General features: G+C 44.0%; 19 protein-coding genes. 8 read left to right on the forward strand and 11 right to left on the reverse strand.

Going from position 1 to position 19,963, the window contains the following annotated elements; translation table 11 throughout:
• Positions 1–22: 22 nt before the first annotated feature.
• The 4 genes from ABD128_RS01625 to ABD128_RS01640 are packed head-to-tail and all read left to right on the forward strand — an operon-like array spanning position 23 to position 4,543.
• Positions 23–1,741, forward strand: a complete 1,719-nt coding sequence (locus tag ABD128_RS01625) for a proline--tRNA ligase (RefSeq protein WP_343985556.1) — start codon at positions 23–25, stop codon at positions 1,739–1,741.
• Between the two features lie 14 nt (positions 1,742–1,755).
• On the forward strand, positions 1,756–2,322 hold the full coding sequence (locus tag ABD128_RS01630) for a transglycosylase SLT domain-containing protein (RefSeq protein WP_343985558.1): 567 nt from the start codon (positions 1,756–1,758) through the stop codon (positions 2,320–2,322).
• Between the two features lie 2 nt (positions 2,323–2,324).
• Positions 2,325–3,491, forward strand: coding sequence for a patatin-like phospholipase family protein (locus ABD128_RS01635; RefSeq protein ID WP_343985560.1), 1,167 nt, complete (start codon positions 2,325–2,327; stop codon positions 3,489–3,491).
• A complete protein-coding gene (locus ABD128_RS01640) occupies positions 3,488–4,543 on the forward strand; it encodes an NAD-binding protein (protein WP_343985562.1) in 1,056 nt (351 codons plus the stop codon). The genes ABD128_RS01635 and ABD128_RS01640 overlap by 4 nt, the downstream gene beginning before the upstream one ends.
• On the opposite strand, the gene tilS is transcribed toward ABD128_RS01640, so the two are convergent.
• From tilS to ABD128_RS01655, 3 genes are all read right to left on the reverse strand, one after another.
• Positions 4,526–5,833, reverse strand: coding sequence for a tRNA lysidine(34) synthetase TilS (tilS, locus tag ABD128_RS01645; RefSeq protein ID WP_343985564.1), 1,308 nt, complete (start codon positions 5,831–5,833; stop codon positions 4,526–4,528). The genes ABD128_RS01640 and tilS overlap by 18 nt on opposite strands.
• 18 nt (positions 5,834–5,851) lie before the next feature.
• Positions 5,852–6,811 carry an acetyl-CoA carboxylase carboxyl transferase subunit alpha gene (gene accA / locus ABD128_RS01650; RefSeq protein ID WP_343985566.1) on the reverse strand — a complete coding sequence of 320 codons (960 nt, stop codon included), beginning with the start codon at positions 6,809–6,811 and terminating at the stop codon, positions 5,852–5,854.
• A gap of 143 nt (positions 6,812–6,954) precedes the next feature.
• Positions 6,955–7,605: a DUF1287 domain-containing protein gene (locus ABD128_RS01655; RefSeq protein WP_343985568.1), complete on the reverse strand. Its 651-nt coding sequence runs from the start codon at positions 7,603–7,605 to the stop codon at positions 6,955–6,957.
• Positions 7,606–7,772: 167 nt separating this feature from the next.
• Between ABD128_RS01655 and ABD128_RS01660 the strand changes: the two genes are divergently transcribed.
• The 4 genes from ABD128_RS01660 (at position 7,773) to ABD128_RS01675 (ending at position 10,698) form a co-directional block, all read left to right on the forward strand.
• The gene (locus ABD128_RS01660; RefSeq protein WP_343985570.1) at positions 7,773–9,170 is read left to right on the forward strand and encodes a DNA-3-methyladenine glycosylase 2 family protein; all 1,398 of its coding nucleotides are present in this window, start codon (positions 7,773–7,775) and stop codon (positions 9,168–9,170) included.
• A 17-nt stretch (positions 9,171–9,187) separates the two neighbouring features.
• Positions 9,188–9,661, forward strand: coding sequence for a methylated-DNA--[protein]-cysteine S-methyltransferase (locus ABD128_RS01665; RefSeq protein ID WP_343985572.1), 474 nt, complete (start codon positions 9,188–9,190; stop codon positions 9,659–9,661).
• Positions 9,662–9,692: 31 nt separating this feature from the next.
• The gene (locus ABD128_RS01670; protein ID WP_343985574.1) at positions 9,693–10,076 is read left to right on the forward strand and encodes a hypothetical protein; all 384 of its coding nucleotides are present in this window, start codon (positions 9,693–9,695) and stop codon (positions 10,074–10,076) included.
• 190 nt (positions 10,077–10,266) lie between these two features.
• Entirely contained in the window at positions 10,267–10,698 is a 432-nt protein-coding gene (locus ABD128_RS01675) for a helix-turn-helix domain-containing protein (protein WP_343985576.1), read from the forward strand.
• A 189-nt stretch (positions 10,699–10,887) separates the two neighbouring features.
• Here ABD128_RS01675 and ABD128_RS01685 read toward each other — a convergent pair whose 3' ends face one another.
• The 8 genes from ABD128_RS01685 to ABD128_RS01720 form a co-directional block, all read right to left on the reverse strand.
• Positions 10,888–11,292 carry an MAPEG family protein gene (locus tag ABD128_RS01685; RefSeq protein WP_343985580.1) on the reverse strand — a complete coding sequence of 135 codons (405 nt, stop codon included), beginning with the start codon at positions 11,290–11,292 and terminating at the stop codon, positions 10,888–10,890.
• 387 nt (positions 11,293–11,679) lie between these two features.
• Positions 11,680–15,165, reverse strand: coding sequence for a DNA polymerase III subunit alpha (gene dnaE / locus ABD128_RS01690; RefSeq protein ID WP_343985582.1), 3,486 nt, complete (start codon positions 15,163–15,165; stop codon positions 11,680–11,682).
• Between the two features lie 179 nt (positions 15,166–15,344).
• Positions 15,345–15,935 carry a ribonuclease HII gene (gene rnhB / locus ABD128_RS01695; RefSeq protein ID WP_343985584.1) on the reverse strand — a complete coding sequence of 197 codons (591 nt, stop codon included), beginning with the start codon at positions 15,933–15,935 and terminating at the stop codon, positions 15,345–15,347.
• On the reverse strand, positions 15,932–17,143 hold the full coding sequence (lpxB, locus tag ABD128_RS01700; RefSeq protein ID WP_343985586.1) for a lipid-A-disaccharide synthase: 1,212 nt from the start codon (positions 17,141–17,143) through the stop codon (positions 15,932–15,934). Before lpxB ends, rnhB begins: the two co-directional genes overlap by 4 nt.
• A 10-nt stretch (positions 17,144–17,153) precedes the next feature.
• Positions 17,154–17,912 (reverse strand): acyl-ACP--UDP-N-acetylglucosamine O-acyltransferase, encoded by a 759-nt coding sequence (gene lpxA, locus ABD128_RS01705; RefSeq protein ID WP_343985588.1) that lies wholly within the window; start codon positions 17,910–17,912, stop codon positions 17,154–17,156.
• Between the two features lie 9 nt (positions 17,913–17,921).
• Positions 17,922–18,395, reverse strand: coding sequence for a 3-hydroxyacyl-ACP dehydratase FabZ (gene fabZ / locus ABD128_RS01710; protein ID WP_343985590.1), 474 nt, complete (start codon positions 18,393–18,395; stop codon positions 17,922–17,924).
• On the reverse strand, positions 18,388–19,434 hold the full coding sequence (lpxD, locus tag ABD128_RS01715) for a UDP-3-O-(3-hydroxymyristoyl)glucosamine N-acyltransferase (protein ID WP_343985592.1): 1,047 nt from the start codon (positions 19,432–19,434) through the stop codon (positions 18,388–18,390). The genes fabZ and lpxD overlap by 8 nt, the downstream gene beginning before the upstream one ends.
• Before the next feature lie 20 nt (positions 19,435–19,454).
• The gene (locus ABD128_RS01720; RefSeq protein WP_343985594.1) at positions 19,455–19,955 is read right to left on the reverse strand and encodes an OmpH/Skp family outer membrane protein; all 501 of its coding nucleotides are present in this window, start codon (positions 19,953–19,955) and stop codon (positions 19,455–19,457) included.
• Between the last annotated feature and the right edge of the window lie 8 nt (positions 19,956–19,963).

A 19,963-nucleotide genomic window follows, 5' to 3' on the forward strand; every position in this document is an offset into this window, starting at 1 on the left:
TATTAATAAATTAGGGAACCCAATGCGTAGTAGCCAATATCTACTTTCAACATTAAAAGAAGATCCGAGTGATGCTGAGCTTATTAGCCATAAATTAATGCTGCGTGCGGGCATGATCCGCAAAGTAGCATCTGGGCTCTATACTTGGCTCCCCACGGGTTTACGCGTTCTGCGTAAAGTTGAAAACATTGTGCGCGAAGAAATGAACAAGGCTGGCTCAGTTGAGATGCTTATGCCTTCTGTTCAGCCTTCGGATTTATGGGAAGAGTCTGGTCGCTGGGATCAGTTTGGCCCCGAGCTTCTGCGCTTTGTTGATCGCCATCAACGTGATTTTTGCTTAGGCCCAACACACGAAGAAATCATCACATCAGTAATTCGTGATGAATTAAGCAGTTACAAACAGCTCCCTGCGAACTTCTACCAAATTCAAACGAAGTTTAGAGACGAAGTACGTCCACGGTTTGGTGTCATGCGTTCACGTGAGTTCATCATGAAAGATGCATACTCTTTCCATATTGATGATGAGTCGTTAGAACAAACCTACCAGAAGATGCACCAAGCCTACTGCAATGTGTTCGACCGCATTGGATTAGATTACCGCCCAGTATTAGCGGACACTGGAGCTATCGGTGGCAGTAACTCTCATGAGTTTCACGTTCTTGCGGAATCGGGTGAGGATGCCATCGCGTTCAGCACTGAAAGTGATTATGCCGCCAATATTGAAAAGGCCGAGTGCTTAGCGCCAGAGGGCGAAGCGCCTGCGCCAACACAAGACATTGAGAAAGTCGCGACTCCAAACTGTCGAAGTGTTAAAGAAGCCGCTGAGTCGATGGGAATCGAAACTCGCGATGTTTTGAAAACGTTATTCGTCGAAGGCGCAAGTGAGGAACAGCCTGTGGTTGCACTTTGTTTGCGTGGTGACCATGAGTTAAACGAAATCAAAGCATCGAAACATGAGTTAATCGCCGATCCATTAGTGTTGGTTAGCGACGAAACAGTTAAAGCTACCGCGGGCTGTGCGCCTGGTTCTTGTGGACCTCAGGATTTAAAGATTCCAGTCATTGCTGACCGTGATGCGGCCGTTATGAGCGATTTTGCTTGTGGCGCGAATGAAGACGGCTACCACTTAAAAGGTGTGAACTGGAAACGTGACGCTGAATATACTGATGTGTTTGATTTAAGAAATATCGTTGCTGGCGACAAGAGTCCAGATGGCAAAGGCGTGCTAGAGATTAAGCGTGGTATTGAGGTTGGTCATATTTTCCAGCTGGGTGATAAGTATTCGAAATCCATGAATTGCACTGTGTTGGACCAAAATGGAAAAGCAAAGCCTTTATCTATGGGCTGTTACGGTATCGGCGTATCTAGAATTGTGGCGGCTGCCATAGAGCAGAATCATGATGAAAACGGTATTATTTGGCCGGAATCAATCGCGCCGTTTAAAGTAGCGATCATTCCAATGAATATGCATAAATCTGAAAATGTGCAGCAAGTGGCCGAAGCTTTATACCAGCGTCTTGAGTCGCTTGGAATTGAAACCTTATTCCTAGATCAGAAAGAAAGTCCTGGTGTAATGTTTGCTAATACCGAGTTGGTGGGCATACCGCACCGCTTAGTGGTGAGTGACCGTGGTCTTAAAAATGACACCATTGAATATAAAAACCGTGACAACTCAGATAAAGCGGATCTTGAAGTTGCAAAAGTTGTGGATTATATTCAAAGTAAGATCAACAATAATTAAGCAATATTTTCAGGATGTTACGAAACACACTAATTGCATTCGTATTACTGACTTGGGGCGCCTTAGCTTTCGCACAAGAGCGCCCCGACGAAACTTTTACTGCCCAACTTAAGAAGTTGATGGAGCAAGAAAATCACTTCACAGACAAATACGATGCAACTGTTTGGATGAAGGATATGGAGGGGCGATTAAAGCGACGCGCACCTCACATTCCCGAAGCTGAGCGATTAGAAATCCTGTCTCTTGTACATCGATATGCCCATAAAGCGGGCGTCGACCCACAACTGGTTTTAGCTATAATGGAAGTAGAAAGTAACTTTGACCGTTATGCGCTTTCCGTCGCTAACGCCAGAGGCTTGATGCAAATTATGCCGTTCTGGAAAAAAGAAATAGGCCACACAAACGACTCTTTATTCGATATGGAAACGAATATTCGTTACGGGTGCTATATCCTTAAACTCTACATCGATAAAGAAAAAAACAACCTAACCTACGCCTTAGGGCGTTACAACGGCTCTCGCGGTCGCGCAAAGTATCCAAATAAAGTTTACGCAGCACTTCGCAAGCGCTGGGCGCTATAGCGATGGTTGATAGCAAAATCGCTAACGATGAGCTCGATGATAATTCTGCTGGGCTGATTCTTTCAGGAGGTGGTGCAAGAGCAGCATATCAAGCCGGCGTCTTAAAAGCAGTAAACCAAATTCTAGGACATCCCAAACACTCCCCTTTCAAAATTATAACCGGAACCTCCGCAGGCGCTATTAATGCAGCCGCTATGGCGAGCAACAGCCATCAGTTTGACTATGGGACTAAGCGATTAGAGGAAATCTGGGCAAACTTTAGTCCTGAACAAGTTTACGAAACCAGTCTTGGCACCCTGAGTAAAAATGCTTTTCGATGGTTATGGAATATTTTTAGGCCTAACCATAATTTAAAGCAGCCATTGTCTCTACTTAATAATACGCCATTAAGAAAGTTGCTAGAAAACGTTATTCGCTTCGATGATATTGAAAAAAATCACCAAGCTGGTCTGTTAAGAGCCGTTTGCACTACTTGCTATAACTACAACACTGGTAATTCAGTGAGTTTTTTCCAAGGGCATCCAGACTTAATTGAGTGGAAACGTTTTCGTCGCTACGGCCGAGTGAGCAAATTAAACGTTGAGCACCTCCTAGCATCATCGGCTATTCCGATGGTGTTCCCGTCCCAACAAATTGGTGATGAACATTTTGGTGATGGCTCTCTGCGCTTTTTGACACCACTAAGCCCTGCCTTGCACCTTGGCGCAGACAAACTATTTGTCGTTACAGTAAAGCCTCTGCGAGGTGAACCTGAGCATAAAACATCGATTCCCACAGTAGGCGATATCGGAGGGCATTTATTTGATAGTGTCTTTATTGATAGTTTAGAAAGTGATATTGAGCGTTTAATGCGCGTCAACTCCCTGTTGGCGCATATCCCAGAGTCTGACATCGTTCGTGAACAACTCCCTTTAAAAGCAGTGGACACTTTTATTATATCCCCTAGCATTGAACCAGCTGAGTTAGCAGGCCAATATTTTAAGAATCTTCCTAAGGGCTTGCGCTTTTTCTTTAAACGTATCGGCGTCGATGGCGAGGATGGTAATGGCATTCTAAGCTATCTGCTCTTCGATAAAGGTTTTACTCGCCACCTCATCGAGCTTGGCTATAATGACGCCATGAAGCAAGAAACGAATATCAAAGCTTTTTTTAATACTAGCCAATCATGAACAACTTCCAGTCATTCTTTGAGCTTTACGACCAACAGTCAGCTCCTTTTATGCACACAATGGTGCAGGACTATGCCAGCCGCAAACCCTTTGCCGGTATGACAATTGCGCACAATGTACCCCTAACACAGACCACGCTTCTGAAAATAGCCTGTCTTAAAGCATCGGGCGCAACGGTTACCGTAACCAATCCTAGTTTTGTTAAAGAGTCGCCGCTGGCAATTGAAACCCTAACTTATGAAGGTGTTCAATATAAATCTCTCGATAAACTCGAGGGCTCTTTCGATTTCTTATTAGACTGCGGTGCAGAACTTATCAGGAACTGCCAAGCCAAGCGTGGCATCGTCGAGTTGACCCGAACCGGCGCCATGCATTATGAAAAGATTCAAAGCTCTGAAGTTCCGATTGTATCGGTCGACGATACTCGTCTTAAATCGCTTGAGACTTGCTTAGGAACTGGCGAAGGTGTCTATCGTGCTATTACTGAGCTACATGGGAAGCCTGACGCAGATACAAAAGTTTTAATTTTCGGCTTTGGTAAAGTCGGCACTGGAATTGCTTACTACTTTTCACAAAAGACACCCAATATCGCTGTGGTCGATATGCTTCCTGAGCGACTTAAAGAAATCAGCTCTAGAGGTTATGAAGCTGTATCGGCAGAGTTACCACAACAGGTTGAAGCTGCGATTAAGGAAGCTGACATTATAATTACGGCAACAGGAATTAAAAACCTATTGAGTCTTAGCTACAAAAAGGAATGGTTTAATAATAAAGTATTAGCAAACGCTGGTGCAGAAGATGAGTTTGGCTTTAACTTTAGCGATAGCGAGGTTTTAGCCAACAAAAAGCCCGTGAACTTTGCCTTAGAAGAGCCCACTTTGATGCCTTTCTTAGACCCTATTTTTTATGCTCACAATCTAGCCATAGAAGATGCACTTAAAAAAACAACGCCTGGTTTTAGACCTTTAAATAAAAGCGATGACCTAAGAATTGTTGAACAATGGGCATCACATCATGACTGGACAGTAGAAAAGTTAAAGCGAATCTTTTAGGTGCTCAGCATAAACGGCTCTAACTTCGTCATTAAGTTTAATCAGTAATAATACATCTCTTTGCCAAGCCGGGAACTTTTGTTCTTGAAAGTAGTTTTTTAAACTAGTGCTTTGACGTGCGTTCTTTTTTCTAAAGCGCTCACCACCACGGCGCAAACTCACTACAAGATTTTCCCCTATAAGCTCTGGGTAATGGGTCTCTAGCCACTCTGCAGTAATAGTTATGCCATCAGCTACTTGTAGATCTTTCTTACCGTCCCATGTGGTGTCCTCGAGCTCTTTAAAGTTACTCGAGCTATGTTGAGACAGCCAAACTAAATGATCTTGATGACGTCGAAGACTACCTTGTTTAAATTCAATCATCGGTTGCGCATCAGTTTCCGCTTCTAACATCTGCGACAAAAGCTGCTCTAACACTTTAACGCTCGGCATACCAAGTCCAAGCTTTTCAAACCAATAACGAATCAGGCTATTCTGGCGGACTTCTGACAACTTCTTTAATCCTTCAACCGACAAACCCTTTCCTTCGGTATAGCAAGCCTCCCAGTCTTCCTGCGCGCGCTCCTCAACGATAACTTGCGTATCCGCTTGTAGCTGACTCACTCGTGAAAGCGTGGTTGTTAGCTGTGGCCACTCTTGCTCCAACAAAGGAATGACACGGTGTCTCACAAAGTTTCGACGGTGCTGAGTATCAAGGTTCGAAGGGTCGTCTACAAAGCTTAATTGATGCTCTTTGCAATACTCCAATACCTCAGCCTTGGAGACTGACAGTAGCGGCCGAGCGTGGTATCCCTCAGCAAATGAGGTGATGTACGGCATAGCCGACAAGCCTTTTGGCCCTGCGCCTCGAAAGAGTTGTAATAATAAGGTTTCAGCTTGGTCGTCCTGATGATGCCCAGTTAATAAACATTGCCCACTATCAATAACTTTTGAGAAAGCTTGATAACGCGCTTTACGCGCTGAGTTTTCTAAACTCGCGGCTTTTTGATCAACCTCAACGGCTATAACTTCAAAATCCACGCCAAGCTCCTGACACCAGGACTGGCAAAAGTCAGCCCACTCGTCAGACACAGCTTGTAGCTGGTGATTTATATAGATCGCTTTTAGTTTGTCTTTGGGGTATTGCGAAGAAATAGCGTGGAGCAAAGCCACCGAGTCGGCGCCGCCGCTGAGTGCGATGGTGAAGGTCTGGCTGTGATCAGCGTTTGAGGCTTTCGAGGAATTTTTTTGAGAAATAAATTGAGCCAGAAACGTCGAAATAGCAACGCTTACTGGCTCTTGTTTAGACATTGAGTGTGCGAGAGTTCATTAGCTTTCGGCGACTTCACCGAAGCTCATAAACTTATCAAAACGCTGTTGTAACAAAGTATCTCTGTCCAGTGCTTCAACACTTTCCAGGTCTTTAATTAACTGCGCTTTTAACGTTTTGCTCATATCAATATAGTTACGGTGCGCACCACCTAAAGGCTCTTTGATAATGTTATCAATTAAACCAAGCTCTTTAATGCGATCGGCGGTAATGCCCATTGCTTCAGCAGCTTCTTCAGCTTTTTCAGCGCTTTTCCAAAGAATTGAAGCACAACCTTCAGGAGAAATTACCGAGTAAGTCGAGTATTCGAGCATATTCATTTTATCGCCAACACCGATACCCAAAGCACCACCAGAACCACCTTCACCGATAACTGTCACGATAATTGGTGTTTTCAAAGTTGCGATAAGTTTAAGGTTTCGAGCAATCGCTTCACTCTGACCACGTTCTTCAGCACCGCGACCAGGGAATGCCCCAGGAGTATCAACAAATGTGAAAACTGGTAGGTCAAAGCGCTCCGCCATTTCCATCAAGCGTTTCGCTTTACGGTAACCTTCTGGGCGAGACATACCAAAGTTATGCTTAATTTTAGCTTTGGTATCACGGCCTTTTTGATGACCAATGACCATACATGGCTTGCCATCTAAACGTGCTAAACCACCAACAATTGAAGCATCATCGGCAAAAGCACGATCGCCAGCCAACTCATCAAAATCATCAAACACATGCTCAATATAGTCACGCGTATAAGGACGCTGAGGGTGACGCGCGAGTTGTGCGACTTGCCACGCGGATAAGTCCGAAAAGATTTTTTTGGTCAAATCTTTAGACTTCTTTTTTAAGCGATCAATTTCTTCGCTGATGTTAATTTCAGAATCTTCGCCTGTTAAGCGTAACTCATCAATCTGCGCCTCAAGCTCTGCAATTGGGCGCTCAAAATCCAAAAAGTTCAAACTCATGCCTATTCAACTGGTTTATTAATGGCGTAATTTCTCTATTCTAACCCAAAATCATAAGCTTATAAAAGGTAACTTTGCATCCTATTGCAACTGGTCGGTACACTGTATTAAATTCAGACAAACAGGTGTTTAACTCCTTTCACTTAGCTCTCCACTATAATGTCTGTCGAACGGGGTAAATAGCGGTAATGCCCTACTATTCTGTAATCAAATAAGACATCCTCTAGCTTAGGCCCAAGTCCTATATTGTGCACAATCATGTAATTATCACTTTGAGGTGATTTTTTGTTAGTCACAATACCAATATGCGGTAAACCACCGGCTAAGCGCCAGCTGACAATATCACCCGGCAAATAGTCTTTGGCATCATCCGTTATCGCTAAAGTTTGCCCATGACGTTCAAAAAAGCGTTCTAAATTCGGCACTCGGCGGTGGTCAATATTGGTATCAGGACGCTTTAACCCCCAGTTTTTAGGATATTGCTCAAAATTAGCCTTCATATCCTCATGCACCAGCTGTTGTAGGTCTAAACCTAATTTCCGGTAACTGCGCACAACGACATCGGTACAAACGCCAATATTTTCAGGCACATCCCCCATGGGATAGTCAATGTTTCGGTAAGAACCTTCGTAGATAACGTGATGATGAGTTCTATCGAGCGCGGCTCGAACCAAGTTAACACTAGTTATTTCAGCTGGGTTGTCACTTGATTCTGACGCAGGCACTTCAGCTAGTACGAGGCTAGAGCTTATAGCCAAAGAGAAGGTTAAAACAGATAGTTGCTTCCAAGTCATTATCACAATATATATCCTTTGTTGTAATTTACTCATTCTTATTAATGTTAAAAACCATATACCAATTATGACTTTTAATTTTATGACTGGTTCCCACTAAACCAGTTAGGTAATATTTAGTTCCGATTTTGGCTAACCAGTTATCATAATAGTGATAGCATAAGGCCATGAATGACAGTACACTTCCTACGACTGATAGTTACCAAAAGGCACGTTTAGCGCGCGATGCTCGCTATGACGGTAAATTCTTTGTGGCGGTAAAAACTACTAAGATATATTGTCGCCCAATTTGTCCAGCAAACCCACCCAAAGAAGATAATGTGCTTTATTACTCCAGTGCGGCCCAAGCTCAAGAGGCAGGCTTTCGCCCCTGTTTACGCTGTCGCCCGGAAACTGCCCCGAACTCCCCTGCTTGGCTCGGTAACGAAGCTATTTTGTTCAAAGCCATGCAGCGAATTCAATCAGGTGTCTTAAATACTCAGACCATTCAGCACTTCAGCGAATCACTGGGGATCAGCGATCGTTATTTACGGAAAATATTCCAACAACATTTAGGCATGTCGCCACAGAGTTACGCCAACCACTTGCGCCTGATGTTAGCGAAACAGCTACTTCAACAAACGCGACTGCCGATTACAGACATAGCGCTGAGTTCGGGTTTTAACAGCGTTCGACGCTTTAATGATAGCTTCAAGAACACCATGAGACTCTCGCCGAGTGAACTGCGAAAAAAGTCCAGCGGTGATAGCGATGAGTCTCTAACGATAGAACTAAAACTGTATTACCGGCCGCCTTATAACTGGCCACAAATGCAACAGTTCCTCAAGCAGCGCGAACTGACGGCTATCGAAACAGTGACCGACAATAGCTACAGTCGAACCTTTACTCTAAATCAGACTAGTGGCTTCTTTTGTGCTACTCATGAGGCCCAGAGGAACCGTTTTCATGTCAGCATTGAGCTAAGCGATAACACACAGCTAATGCCGGCGATTGCTCAGATTAAAACTGTTCTCGACCTCGACAGCGACGTAATCACCATTGAGCAACACTTGGCAAAAGACACAAAACTCAAATCTGCACTGACAAATGGACTACGCCTACCAGCTTGTTGGAATACTTTTGAAGCTGGAATAAAAGCTATTTTAGGGCAACAAGTTTCGGTTAAGGCCGCCTATGGTCATGCTCAGCAACTTATCGAGCGTGTTGGCAGTCGCTACAGCGAGCGCTATCAATTATTCCCCACACCGAAGCAAGTGATGCAAGCCGACCTTAGCTTTTTAAAGATGCCTCACAAGCGCAAACAAACCCTGACTGACTTTGCCACCTGGTTTGTCGAGTCCGAACAGAGCAATCACAGCGTCGATTTGGCTGATATTCTTGATATTAAAGGGATTGGGCCTTGGAGTTACGAATACATAAAACTGCGTAGCGGCCAAGATACCGACGCTTTCCCCGCTAAAGATTTAGGGGTGCTAAAAGCGCTTAAGGCCCACGAGATAACTGAAACAGACCATTGGAGTCCATGGCGCAGTTATGCCACGCTGCACCTTTGGAACTCGCTATAAAGAGTAATTTATATTCTATGACCACTTACTACCAACAGATGATATGCCCATTCGGTACTGTCCACCTTTACGCCAGCGAGCAACATTTAAAAGCATTGCTCTTTAAACCATGGGCTAAAGTTCAAACTCACGAAGTAATAAACACCTCAAATCCAGTTCTTGATATTACCATGTCACAGCTTAAAGAATATTTTCTAGGCACACGCCAAACCTTCGACATCCCTTTAGAGCCTAGTGGAACTGAGTTCCAACAAAAGGTGTGGCAGACGCTACAAGAAATCCCTTATGGTAAAACTTGGAATTATGGCCAACTGGCGCAGGCTATTGGCAATAAAAACGCTAGTCGTGCAGTAGGCGCAGCTAATGGCAAAAACCCCATATCCATCATAGTACCCTGCCACCGCGTGATTGGTGCTAACGGAACGCTAACTGGGTATGCTGGCGGGCTAACAGCCAAAGAGTGGTTACTCAAACATGAAGGCGTGCTATAAATAACTTGTATTTCCTGCCTTGAGGTGAGCAATGGCATTGATAACAGAAGTGATCTTGTGGCTTTTCGCTCTGGGGCTAACACTCTTTGAGGTTATGGTCATTGTCGCTAAGCTAAAAGCTATTCGCTTCCTCAATGCTTTTGTTAAAACACCTTGGCATCACTTCCTCGAACAAGCGCTCAGGCTTATTGTCGGCACAGCACTGGTTATCCACTCGCCAAACATGAAATTCAGTGAATTCTTTGGGGTTTTCGGTTGGATAGTTATTATCACCTCACTCATGCTTGTGGGCTTGCCTTGGCGATGGCACCGCTCTTTCGCCCAAAAAGTGATTCCTACCGTCATTAAGCTCATCCACTTATACGGCCTTAGTTGTCTCGGTCTTGGTATATTTATCATTTACAGCTTATTATAAAATCTCACAACTCATTGATTTTATTAAACTGTCACCTTAATGTCAGGTCGAAAAGTACTCGCTGTCCTGACTATGTCATATGGATGTCGTGGTATACTCAACGGCGTATTTTAATAATACAGGTTCACTCGATAGCCACCGCAAACAAGCAAGGCTGTGAAGCTTTAACTAACTTTTAGGATTGGAAAACATGATTGTAAGAAAACTACGATTACGTAACGGATGGTCACAAGAACAACTCGCCGAAATGACTGGGCTTAGTGTCCGCACCATTCAGCGTATTGAACGTGGACAGCCAGCCAGCCTAGAAAGTCAGAAAACTCTCGCCGCTGTGTTTGAAGTGGATATCGCCACGTTTCAACCTCCTGAGAAGCAATCAAGAAACACTCAGGAACCTCAAACCCAGGAGCCTGTAATGAACACAACCAATACTAACGAACCAACTGAACTAGAAAAGCGCCCTATTGAAGAAGTGACTGATGAAGAGGCTGGTGCCATGGAATACGTAAAAGGCATTAAAGATTTTTACAGCCACATTCTTTTTTACATCATTTTCACCGTTATTTTCATATTCGCAGGAAAGATTTCAGAGATGCTCATCCCATGGGGGCTTGGACATTAGGCCTCATATTCCATGGCCTACAAGCTTATGAAGTGATCAATATATTCAAAATCAACTGGGAAAAGAAGATGGTTGAAAAGCGGCTGAAGAAGAAGCTTTAACTGATAAGTCTCTTTTTAGGTTGGGCTTAACAGCCCAATCTAACCTTCTATAGAAATTAATAGTTTCTACTCAGTTTTTATTACTAATCTAGCTCAATAATCGCTTCCACAAAATAATCATCCACATTGCTAGTACAGCTAAAAAGTTAATAGTAAAAACTAGCCCCCTAAGACGAATATTATTAGTCAATATCTGCACAAAACTATGAAATAAACGCCCAGCAACAAACACCCAAGCCAACCAAACCTGAGCAGGCTCAACCACGCTTCCTTGACTAACTAATAACACGCACACCACATAAAAGAGTAGCGGCCACTCAAACTGATTCGACAGATTCGCACTAATTCGTGGCTCAACCTCAGCCCAAGACTCTTTCTTAGACTTAATAAAGCCCCATACCGCAGGCGCACGTACTAACGTAAGCAAAACATAGAGAAAAGCCACCCACAGAACGTGAGTAAACATTGGGTAGAGTAGTAAGTCAGGATTCATAGTTGCACCTTATTGCCACTGTCAATTTTTTACAAATAGCGCCCCTTTCCCCTTAGGAGCTAGCCGAATGATAAACAGTTATAGCGCAAATTAGGCAGGATGCCTAATTTAGCTAAGACGAAACAGGGAGGTTTCGTTTAGCGGCGCGTGAGAAACTGTTTAGAGTGAGGGAAGCACAAAGTGCCTAGCGATTGGGTGCCCTTTCTTTTGGTTCGTTTTCTTTGGGCATGCAAACGACCAAAGGAAGTGCCTTTAGGTAATAAATGAACAAACAATACTCAGGCATCTAAGTATTTAGAGTAGCTACATCAATTACTTACAATCATTATTCAAAATAACTTAGAGAGATTGCCACGCCTTCCCATGGCTCGCAATGACTATATATGGCTAATATTCCACCTTTGCTTCAACACACCCGGGAATATGCTTCAGTGCAAATACTAAGGCGTCAGCTGGCTGGACGGCCCATTCGGGGGATAATTTAAAATCAGCGGCAAGTTTAGCTTGTTGGTATTGGAGGTTCACAACCACAGGGCAACTTCCGTCTTTATGCTGATTAAGCTTCTCATGAAGCTCAGTCATGGTATCTGGCCCAATGATGGTGTCCGAGACAGTAATTACAATTTTCTTGCAGTATTGCTCACGCGCTTGCTCAAAGGATAAAACGCTGTTTGCACTAACGCTAGTGCCACCAGAATAATCATCATGGCGCGCTTCACCATCAATGACGACGACACTGTCTTTGGTTAAAACATCACGATAGCGCTCGAATGTTTCAGCATAAACCGTTATATCACAACGACCTGACTTATCGTCGATGGTTAGGATTCCCATCTTGTCGCCACGCTTTGTGGTCATCACACGCATGGCGATAATTAACCCTGAAACACGTGCGGTTCTACCTCGCCCAGTGGGTTGTAAGTCGCGCAAACGGGTAACACTCATCTGCTGAATTTCTGGCACGTAACGGTCGATTGGGTGCCCGGTTAAGTAGAGTCCAAGGGTATCTTTTTCGCCTTGAAGCACCTGCTCATCAGTCCAAGGTCTGACTCTTACATACTGATGCTGTTCACTAGCTGTTGTGGCGACGACGCTACCAAACAAATCATCCTGACCTACGGCTTGGCTTTTATTAAATTGCTCAGCCGCCTTTATCGCCTCATCTAATGAAGCCATTAGTGTGGCACGGTTTGGCCCAAGTTGGTCCAGCGCACCAGCGCGGATCAGTGACTCAAGAACACGTCGGTTGGCTTTTTTAAGGTCTACTCGACTACAGAAATCGAATAAGTCTTCATAAGGGCCGTTAGCTTCGCGCTCTGTGACGATGCTTTCGATCGCACCTTCACCGACGCCTTTGATCGCACCGATGCCATAAACGATACGCCCTTCTTCGTCTACCGAGAAGCGATATTGCCCCTTGTTGACGTCCGGTGGCGTGATGGTTATACCCTGCATCTCTGCGTCTTCGACATAGGTTACAACTTTGTCTGTATTGTCCATGTCAGAAGACATAACCGCTGCCATAAATGATGCTGGGTGATGCGTCTTCAACCAAGCGGTCTGGTAAGCGACTAAGGCATAGGCTGCTGAATGTGATTTGTTGAAACCATAACCCGCAAACTTTTCAACCAAGTCGAAAATTTTCATGGCTAGATCGCCATCGACACCGTTTTTCTCAGAGCCTTCTTTAAAAATACTACGCTGTTTCTCCATTTCCTCAGGTTTTTTCTTACCCATGGCACGACGTAAGATATCAGCGCCACCGAGTGAGTAGCCAGCCAGGACCTGCGCAATCTGCATCACCTGCTCTTGATACAAAATAATTCCGTAAGTAGGTTCTAGGATTTCTTTCAACCATTCATGCTGATAATCGGGATGTGGGTAAGAAACTTTATCCAAACCATGCTTACGGCGAATAAAGTCATCAACCATGCCTGACTGAAGTGGGCCGGGACGAAACAGCGCTACCAAAGCAATAATATCTTCAAAACGGTTAGGCTTAAGGCGCTTGATCAAGTCCTTCATACCACGCGACTCAAGCTGGAATACGGCAGTGGTATTCGCTTCTTGTAGAAGCTTGAAAACTTGTGGATCCTCGGTATCGATACGAGCAATATCGACCGGCTCTTCACCTTTCTTCTGCAAGATATTGTTGGTCGTTTCTAAAGCCCAATCAATGATGGTAAGCGTTCGCAAACCTAGGAAGTCAAACTTAACAAGACCCGCGCTTTCCACATCGTCTTTATCAAACTGAGTTACCACGTTGGCACCGGTTTCGTCGCAATATAAAGGTGCGAACTCTTCAAGATCTCCCGGCGCGATTACAACACCACCAGCATGCTTACCTGCGTTACGCTTAACACCTTCAAGCTTACGTGCTAAGTCCCACACTTCACGGAAATCTTCATCGACCTCATACATACGCACGAGTTCAGGTTCTTGCTCGTAGGCTTTTTCTAGCGTCATACCTACTTCAAATGGAATCAGCTTAGCGATTTTATCGACAAACCCATAAGGATGGCTTAACACACGTCCTACATCACGGATTACCGCTTTCGCTGCCATGGTACCGAATGTGATGATCTGCGAAACGCTGTTTCGACCGTAACGCTCTGCCACATACTCAATCACGCGATCACGCCCTTCCATACAGAAATCAACATCAAAGTCGGGCATAGAAACACGCTCAGGGTTCAAGAATCTCTCAAACAGCAAATCAAATTCTAGCGGATCAAGATCGGTAATCTTCATGGCGTATGCCACTAAAGAACCCGCACCAGAACCACGTCCAGGCCCAACTGGAACCCCGTTATCTTTCGACCACTGGATAAAGTCACCAACGATTAAGAAATAGCCTGGAAACCCCATGGAGTTAATAACGTCTAGCTCAACCTGTAGACGCTCGTCGTAAGGCTTGCGGATCTCAGCGAAGTTATCAGCATTGCGGTCATAGAGGTGATCAAGTCTTTCTTCCAAGCCTTCTTTAGCAACATGCTCAAAATACTGATCAATGGTCATGCCATCTGGGATAGGGAATTCGGGTAGAAAGTACTCACCTAAGCGCAAGTCCATATTGCAACGCTTTGCAATTTCTACTGTATTTTCAATGGCTTCCGGAATATCGTCGAACAAGTCGACCATTTCTTGCTCTGTGCGTAAATATTGCTGATTTGAATATTCACGAGGGCGCCGAGGATCCGCTAATACTCTGCCCTGGTTAATGCAGACACGAGCCTCGTGCGCATCAAAATCTTCTTTTTCAAGGAATCGTACGTCGTTTGTGGCGACCACTGGCGTTCCTGAGCCTTGGGCCAAACCGATAACTTGGTGAATATATTCGTTTTCGTAAGGGCGGCCGGTTCGTTGTAATTCAAGGTAGAATCGATTCGAGAAATGATGATTCCAAAAGCCAAGAAATTCTGCGGCCTTGTCCATCTTGCCAGCTAATACGGCTTTACCAATATCCCCTTTTTTGCCACCTGAAAGGATAATCAAATCTTTATTGAGCTCGACTAGCCACTCTTTTTTGATTAACGGTAATCCTCGATGTTGGTTTTTTAAATAGGCACGTGAAATTAGGTATTTGAGATTGAGGTAACCATCTGTGCTCATGCACAAAGCAGTCACTCGAAAATAGTCATCCTCGTCGCTAGGGTCTTGTATAAGTAAATCGGCACCAGCTATTGGCTTTATGCCAGACTTGACTGCTGTCGAATAGAACTTTACCAAGCCACACATGTTCATTTGATCGGTCATGGCGATTGCTGGCGCTCGCTGCTCAACGCACTCATTCAGCAGTGGCTTTACTCTCACGAGGCTATCAACCATAGAGTATTCAGTGTGAACTTTTAGATGAATAAAGCGAGGTGCCATATCGTCAACGTACCGTCATTGTTTTTGTATTAGTAGTGGATTCTGTTTTAATAATCTGAGGTGGTTTTAAGCAAGCATAATTAGCGGTGTCTGCTAACCAACCAACTCCATTATAAGGAGGTCGATGCCTCATTGCAGTAATATTCTTATGCAACAGCTCTTAAATTAAGCCAATGGTTTTACAGGTTCAACTGTTTTTGTACCGGCGCATAAGATTTGCGGTGTATGTCAGTGATACCTAGGGCCATTATCGCTTCTCGGTGTTGCTTTGTGGGGTAGCCTTTATGTTTTGCAAAGCCATATCCAGGGTACTTTTCATCCATCTCGACCATCTCATTATCACGAGCCACTTTCGCCAAAATAGATGCTGCGCTGATCGCAGGTTCTTTGCTATCGCCTTTGATGATAGCTTCCATCGCACAGTCAAGTTGGGGGCAATGGTTGCCGTCAATCAGAGCTAGTTCTGGTTGATGTGATAATGTCTCGACGCTTCGTTTCATGGCTAACAAACTCGCCTGCAAAATATTGAGCTTATCAATTTCCTCAACCTCTGCACGGCAAATTGACCAAGCTAATGCCTTTTCCATGATTTCTTCCGACAAGGCCTGACGGCGCTTTTCAGTGAGCTTTTTAGAGTCTGCTAAGCCTTCTATAGGTTTGTTTGGATCAAGAATAACTGCGGCGGCGACTACAGGACCTGCTAATGGGCCCCTACCTACTTCGTCAACTCCAGCGACTAACAGCGGACGCATGCTCATCTTGTCGATCATCGATTAACCTCATGTTCGCGCAGGCCATTCTCAGACCACCAGTGCTCGATTGAGTTAGCTGCATATACGTTAGCATCTTTCTTTAATGTTTTGTGCCACTGCATAAACTCATCATGGACTTTTAACCAACGTTGACCGTTACTATTTTCATCTTCTCCAATCCAAGCTCGAACCTCGGCAAATAAGTTATCTGGTGTACAATCTTCTTGTATCAGCTCAGGTAACAAGATTTGCTTCGACAGTAGGTTTGGAATCGCGAAAGTATCAATCGTCAGTAGTTTTCTAAACACTTTATAGCTAATGGGGCCAACCTTATAGGCAACAACCGTTGGACGCTTCACTAGCATCGCTTCCAACGTCGCCGTTCCGGATGCCATTACTATGTAATCAGATGCGGCCATCGCGACTCTTGATTGTCCATCGATTATGGTGATTTTTGGTAGTTCTCCATGCTTTTCTTGGGCTACCTTTAGTTGTTGCTCGAACTGACTTCTTCGCTTGTCATTCGCCATTGGAGCTACAAACTGAATCTCTGGATAAAACTTTTTCAGCAGCACGGCCATGTCGATAAAGTCTTGGCCGAGCAACTTCATCTCTGAGCCACGACTGCCAGGCATGAGGCATACGAATTGGGCTTCTTCATCGAGTGATAATTGTTGACGAGCTTCCACCTTGTTCGATTCAAGCGGTACCTCATCGGCAAGCGGGTGGCCTACACAAAAATTATCAATGGCATGATGCTGGTAAATATCTTGCTCGAATGGAAATAAGCACAGCATTAAATCCACAGCTTTCTTGATTTTGTGGATACGCTTTGGACGCCAGGCCCAGACTGAAGGGCTGACGTAATGAACGGTCTTAATGCCCTTGCTTTTAAGCTTTTGCTCTAAGCCTATATTAAATTCAGGCGCATCAATCCCAATAAATAAGTCAGGTTTTGTATCAATCCAGTAGCGTGCCAGATTAGAGCGTAGCTTTAATAGCTCTGGTAACTTCTTCAAGATTGGTAATAGCCCCATTACCGATAGTGATTCCATCGGATATAAGCTTGCACAACCTTCTTTTTGCATTAATGGGCCGGCAATACCTTCGAAGACAGCATTAGGATACTTCTTTTTAAGTTCAGAAATTAATCCTGCACCTAAAATATCGCCGGAGGCTTCTCCGGCGACAATTGCAATTCGTTGTATCGATTTTACAGGAAGCATTTGCGCCCCTCTATCTCAGAATGCCACGTTCAACCGACTCTAAAAAGCTGACTAAAAAGTCAACATTTTCATCTTTGAGTTGTGACATTTCAGCTATAGCTTCATCGATTTTCAGCGACTTACGATAAAGTAAGCGATAGGATTTTTTCAGCGCACTTATCGACTCGGCTGAGAAACCACGACGTTTAAGACCTTCCGCATTAAGTCCATAAGGTGCATTTTCTGCAACCAGAACAAATGGAGGTATGTCTTTACTAATCGCGCAGTCCATCCCGACAAACGCATGATCACCGATTTTACAAAACTGATGGATTTTTGCGAAACCTGAAAGAATAACAAAGTCGCCCACTTTGACATGACCTGCCAAAGTGGCGTTGTTAGACATGATAATGTCGTCACCTAAGATACAGTCGTGAGCAATATGGGTATAGGCCATAAACCAGCCGTTATTACCGACTCGCGTCTCACCACGATCTTGTATCGTACCGCGATGCACCGTACAACATTCACGAAAGACGTTGCCGTCACCAATAATGGTTTTGGTTGGCTCTCCCGAGTACTTCTTATCTTGGTTTTCCTCGCCGATCGAAGAAAACTGATAAAAACGATTGTTCTTGCCAATCTCGGTGTGAGATCCAATTACGACATGTGGACCAATTACCGTGCCCTCTCCTATTGATGTTTCAGCACCAATTATCGAGTAGGGTCCGATTTCGACGTTATCAGCAATTTTAGCTGTTGGGTCAATGATAGCGGTCTTATGAATCACACTAAGTCCTTACGAAATATCTTTACGAGCACACATTAATTCAGCAGAGCAAACAACCTTACCATCTACAGTTGCTTGTGCTTTAAACTTCCACATGTCTCTCTTACGCTTTATGACTTCAACTTCCATTAGCAACTGATCACCTGGCTCTACTGGCTTCTTAAATCGAGCGTTATCGATACCCACAAAGTAATACAAGGAATCTTCACTTGGCAAGTCTTCGGTCGTTTTAAAAGCAAGGATGCCCGTCGCTTGCGCTAGAGCTTCTAACATTAAAACACCAGGAAACACAGGGCGGTGCGGGAAATGACCTGGGAAAAATGGTTCATTTACAGTAACATTTTTAATTGCTGTTAACTTTTCACCTGGCGTGTAGTCAAGCACTCTGTCAATCAACAGAAAAGGATAGCGGTGAGGCAAATGTTGCATCACTTCGTAAATATCCATGCTATTTAATTCGTTCGGCTGTTTATTATCACTCATTATCGGTTTCTCTATCTTGTTTCAGTTGAAGCAACTCTTTTTCAAGCTGTTTCATTTTACGCCACATAGTATCCAACTGACGGAAGCGAATCGCGCTTTTCTGCCAGTCTTTATTATCTTGATGGGTGGTACCTGACGAGTAGGCACCAGGCTTTGTAATCGACTTATTGACAAAGGTTGTAGCTGTAATATGTGCTTTGTCACAAATCGTTAAGTGTCCTAAAATACTGACTCGCCCTGCTATTGTACAATATTTTCCGATTTTGGCACTGCCAGCAATAGCTGTGCATCCCGCTATAGCGGTGTAATCTCCAATCGTCACATTATGAGCCACATGAATATGATTATCCAGTTTGACCCCATTGCCAATTGTTGTGCTTTCTAGTGCTCCGCGGTCTATCGCCGTATGGGCTCCAATTTCAACATCGTCACCAATGACAACACCGCCCACTTGAGGGATTTTGACCCATTGACCTTGATCATGCGCATAACCAAAGCCATCAGAGCCAATCACCACATTGGCGTGGATAATACAGTCTTTACCTAAAGATATGCCATGATATAAGACAGTATTAGGATAGATTCGAGTGTTGGGACCAATGGCACTATTTTGACCAATAAAGACACCAGACTCGATAATGCAACCACTTCCAATAGTCACTCCAGCTTCAATTACGACATTTGGTCCTATATAAACATTTTCGCCTATCGTTACTGACTCATCTATAGCCGCACTTTCGCTAATAATCGCGGAAGGTTTCGGAGTAGAGTCAAATATTTGCGCCGCTCTAGCAAAACCTAAATAGGGATCAGCCATAATAAGCAGATTGCCTGATGCTTTCTCTGCAACATCTGGAGTCACAATCAGTGCAGAAGCTGAAGAGCCTTCAATCTTGGCAATATACTTAGGATCATTGATGAAGCTTATATGACTTTTTTCAGCCGTATCTAACGGCGAAACCGCAGTTATGATTAACTGCGGTTCTCCTTGTAACTCAGCACCAATGGACTGAGCTATGTCTTGAAGTGTTTTTTGCAAAACGACTCCTTATATAGCTACTATTTCGACAGTTCTTGTAAAACCTGCTCAGAGACGTCTTTCACAGAAGCGCCCATATATGGCACAGCACGACGATCCAATAGCATATCGTAACCACCTTGCTTAGCAATTTTCTCTACAGCTTGTTGCAAGTTTTGACCTGCTTTACGCATTTCTTCTTGGCTACGGCGCTGAAAATCTTCTTTGTATGCATCTTCTTTCAATTTAAAGTCAGAGGCACGCTTTTTTAATTCACGCTCGGTTTTAGTACGCTGTGATTCGGACATCGTCTTGGCATTATTAATATACTCAGTTCTATCGTCTTCTAGCTTTTTAAACTCTCTTTCAAGCTGACTTTTACGCCCGTTAAACTCTTTATTTAAAGTTTCTTTTACCGTTTCACGCTCAGGTGATTTAGCCATAATATAATTAGTGTCTATTACAGCAATTTTTAACTCCGCGCTCGCTAGCGCTGGTAACATTGAAAGGCTTACAAATAAAGCAATTACTAGTTTTTTCAAAATAAATC

The organism is Kangiella japonica (genome assembly GCF_039523535.1).
Taxonomy (GTDB): domain Bacteria; phylum Pseudomonadota; class Gammaproteobacteria; order Enterobacterales; family Kangiellaceae; genus Kangiella; species Kangiella japonica.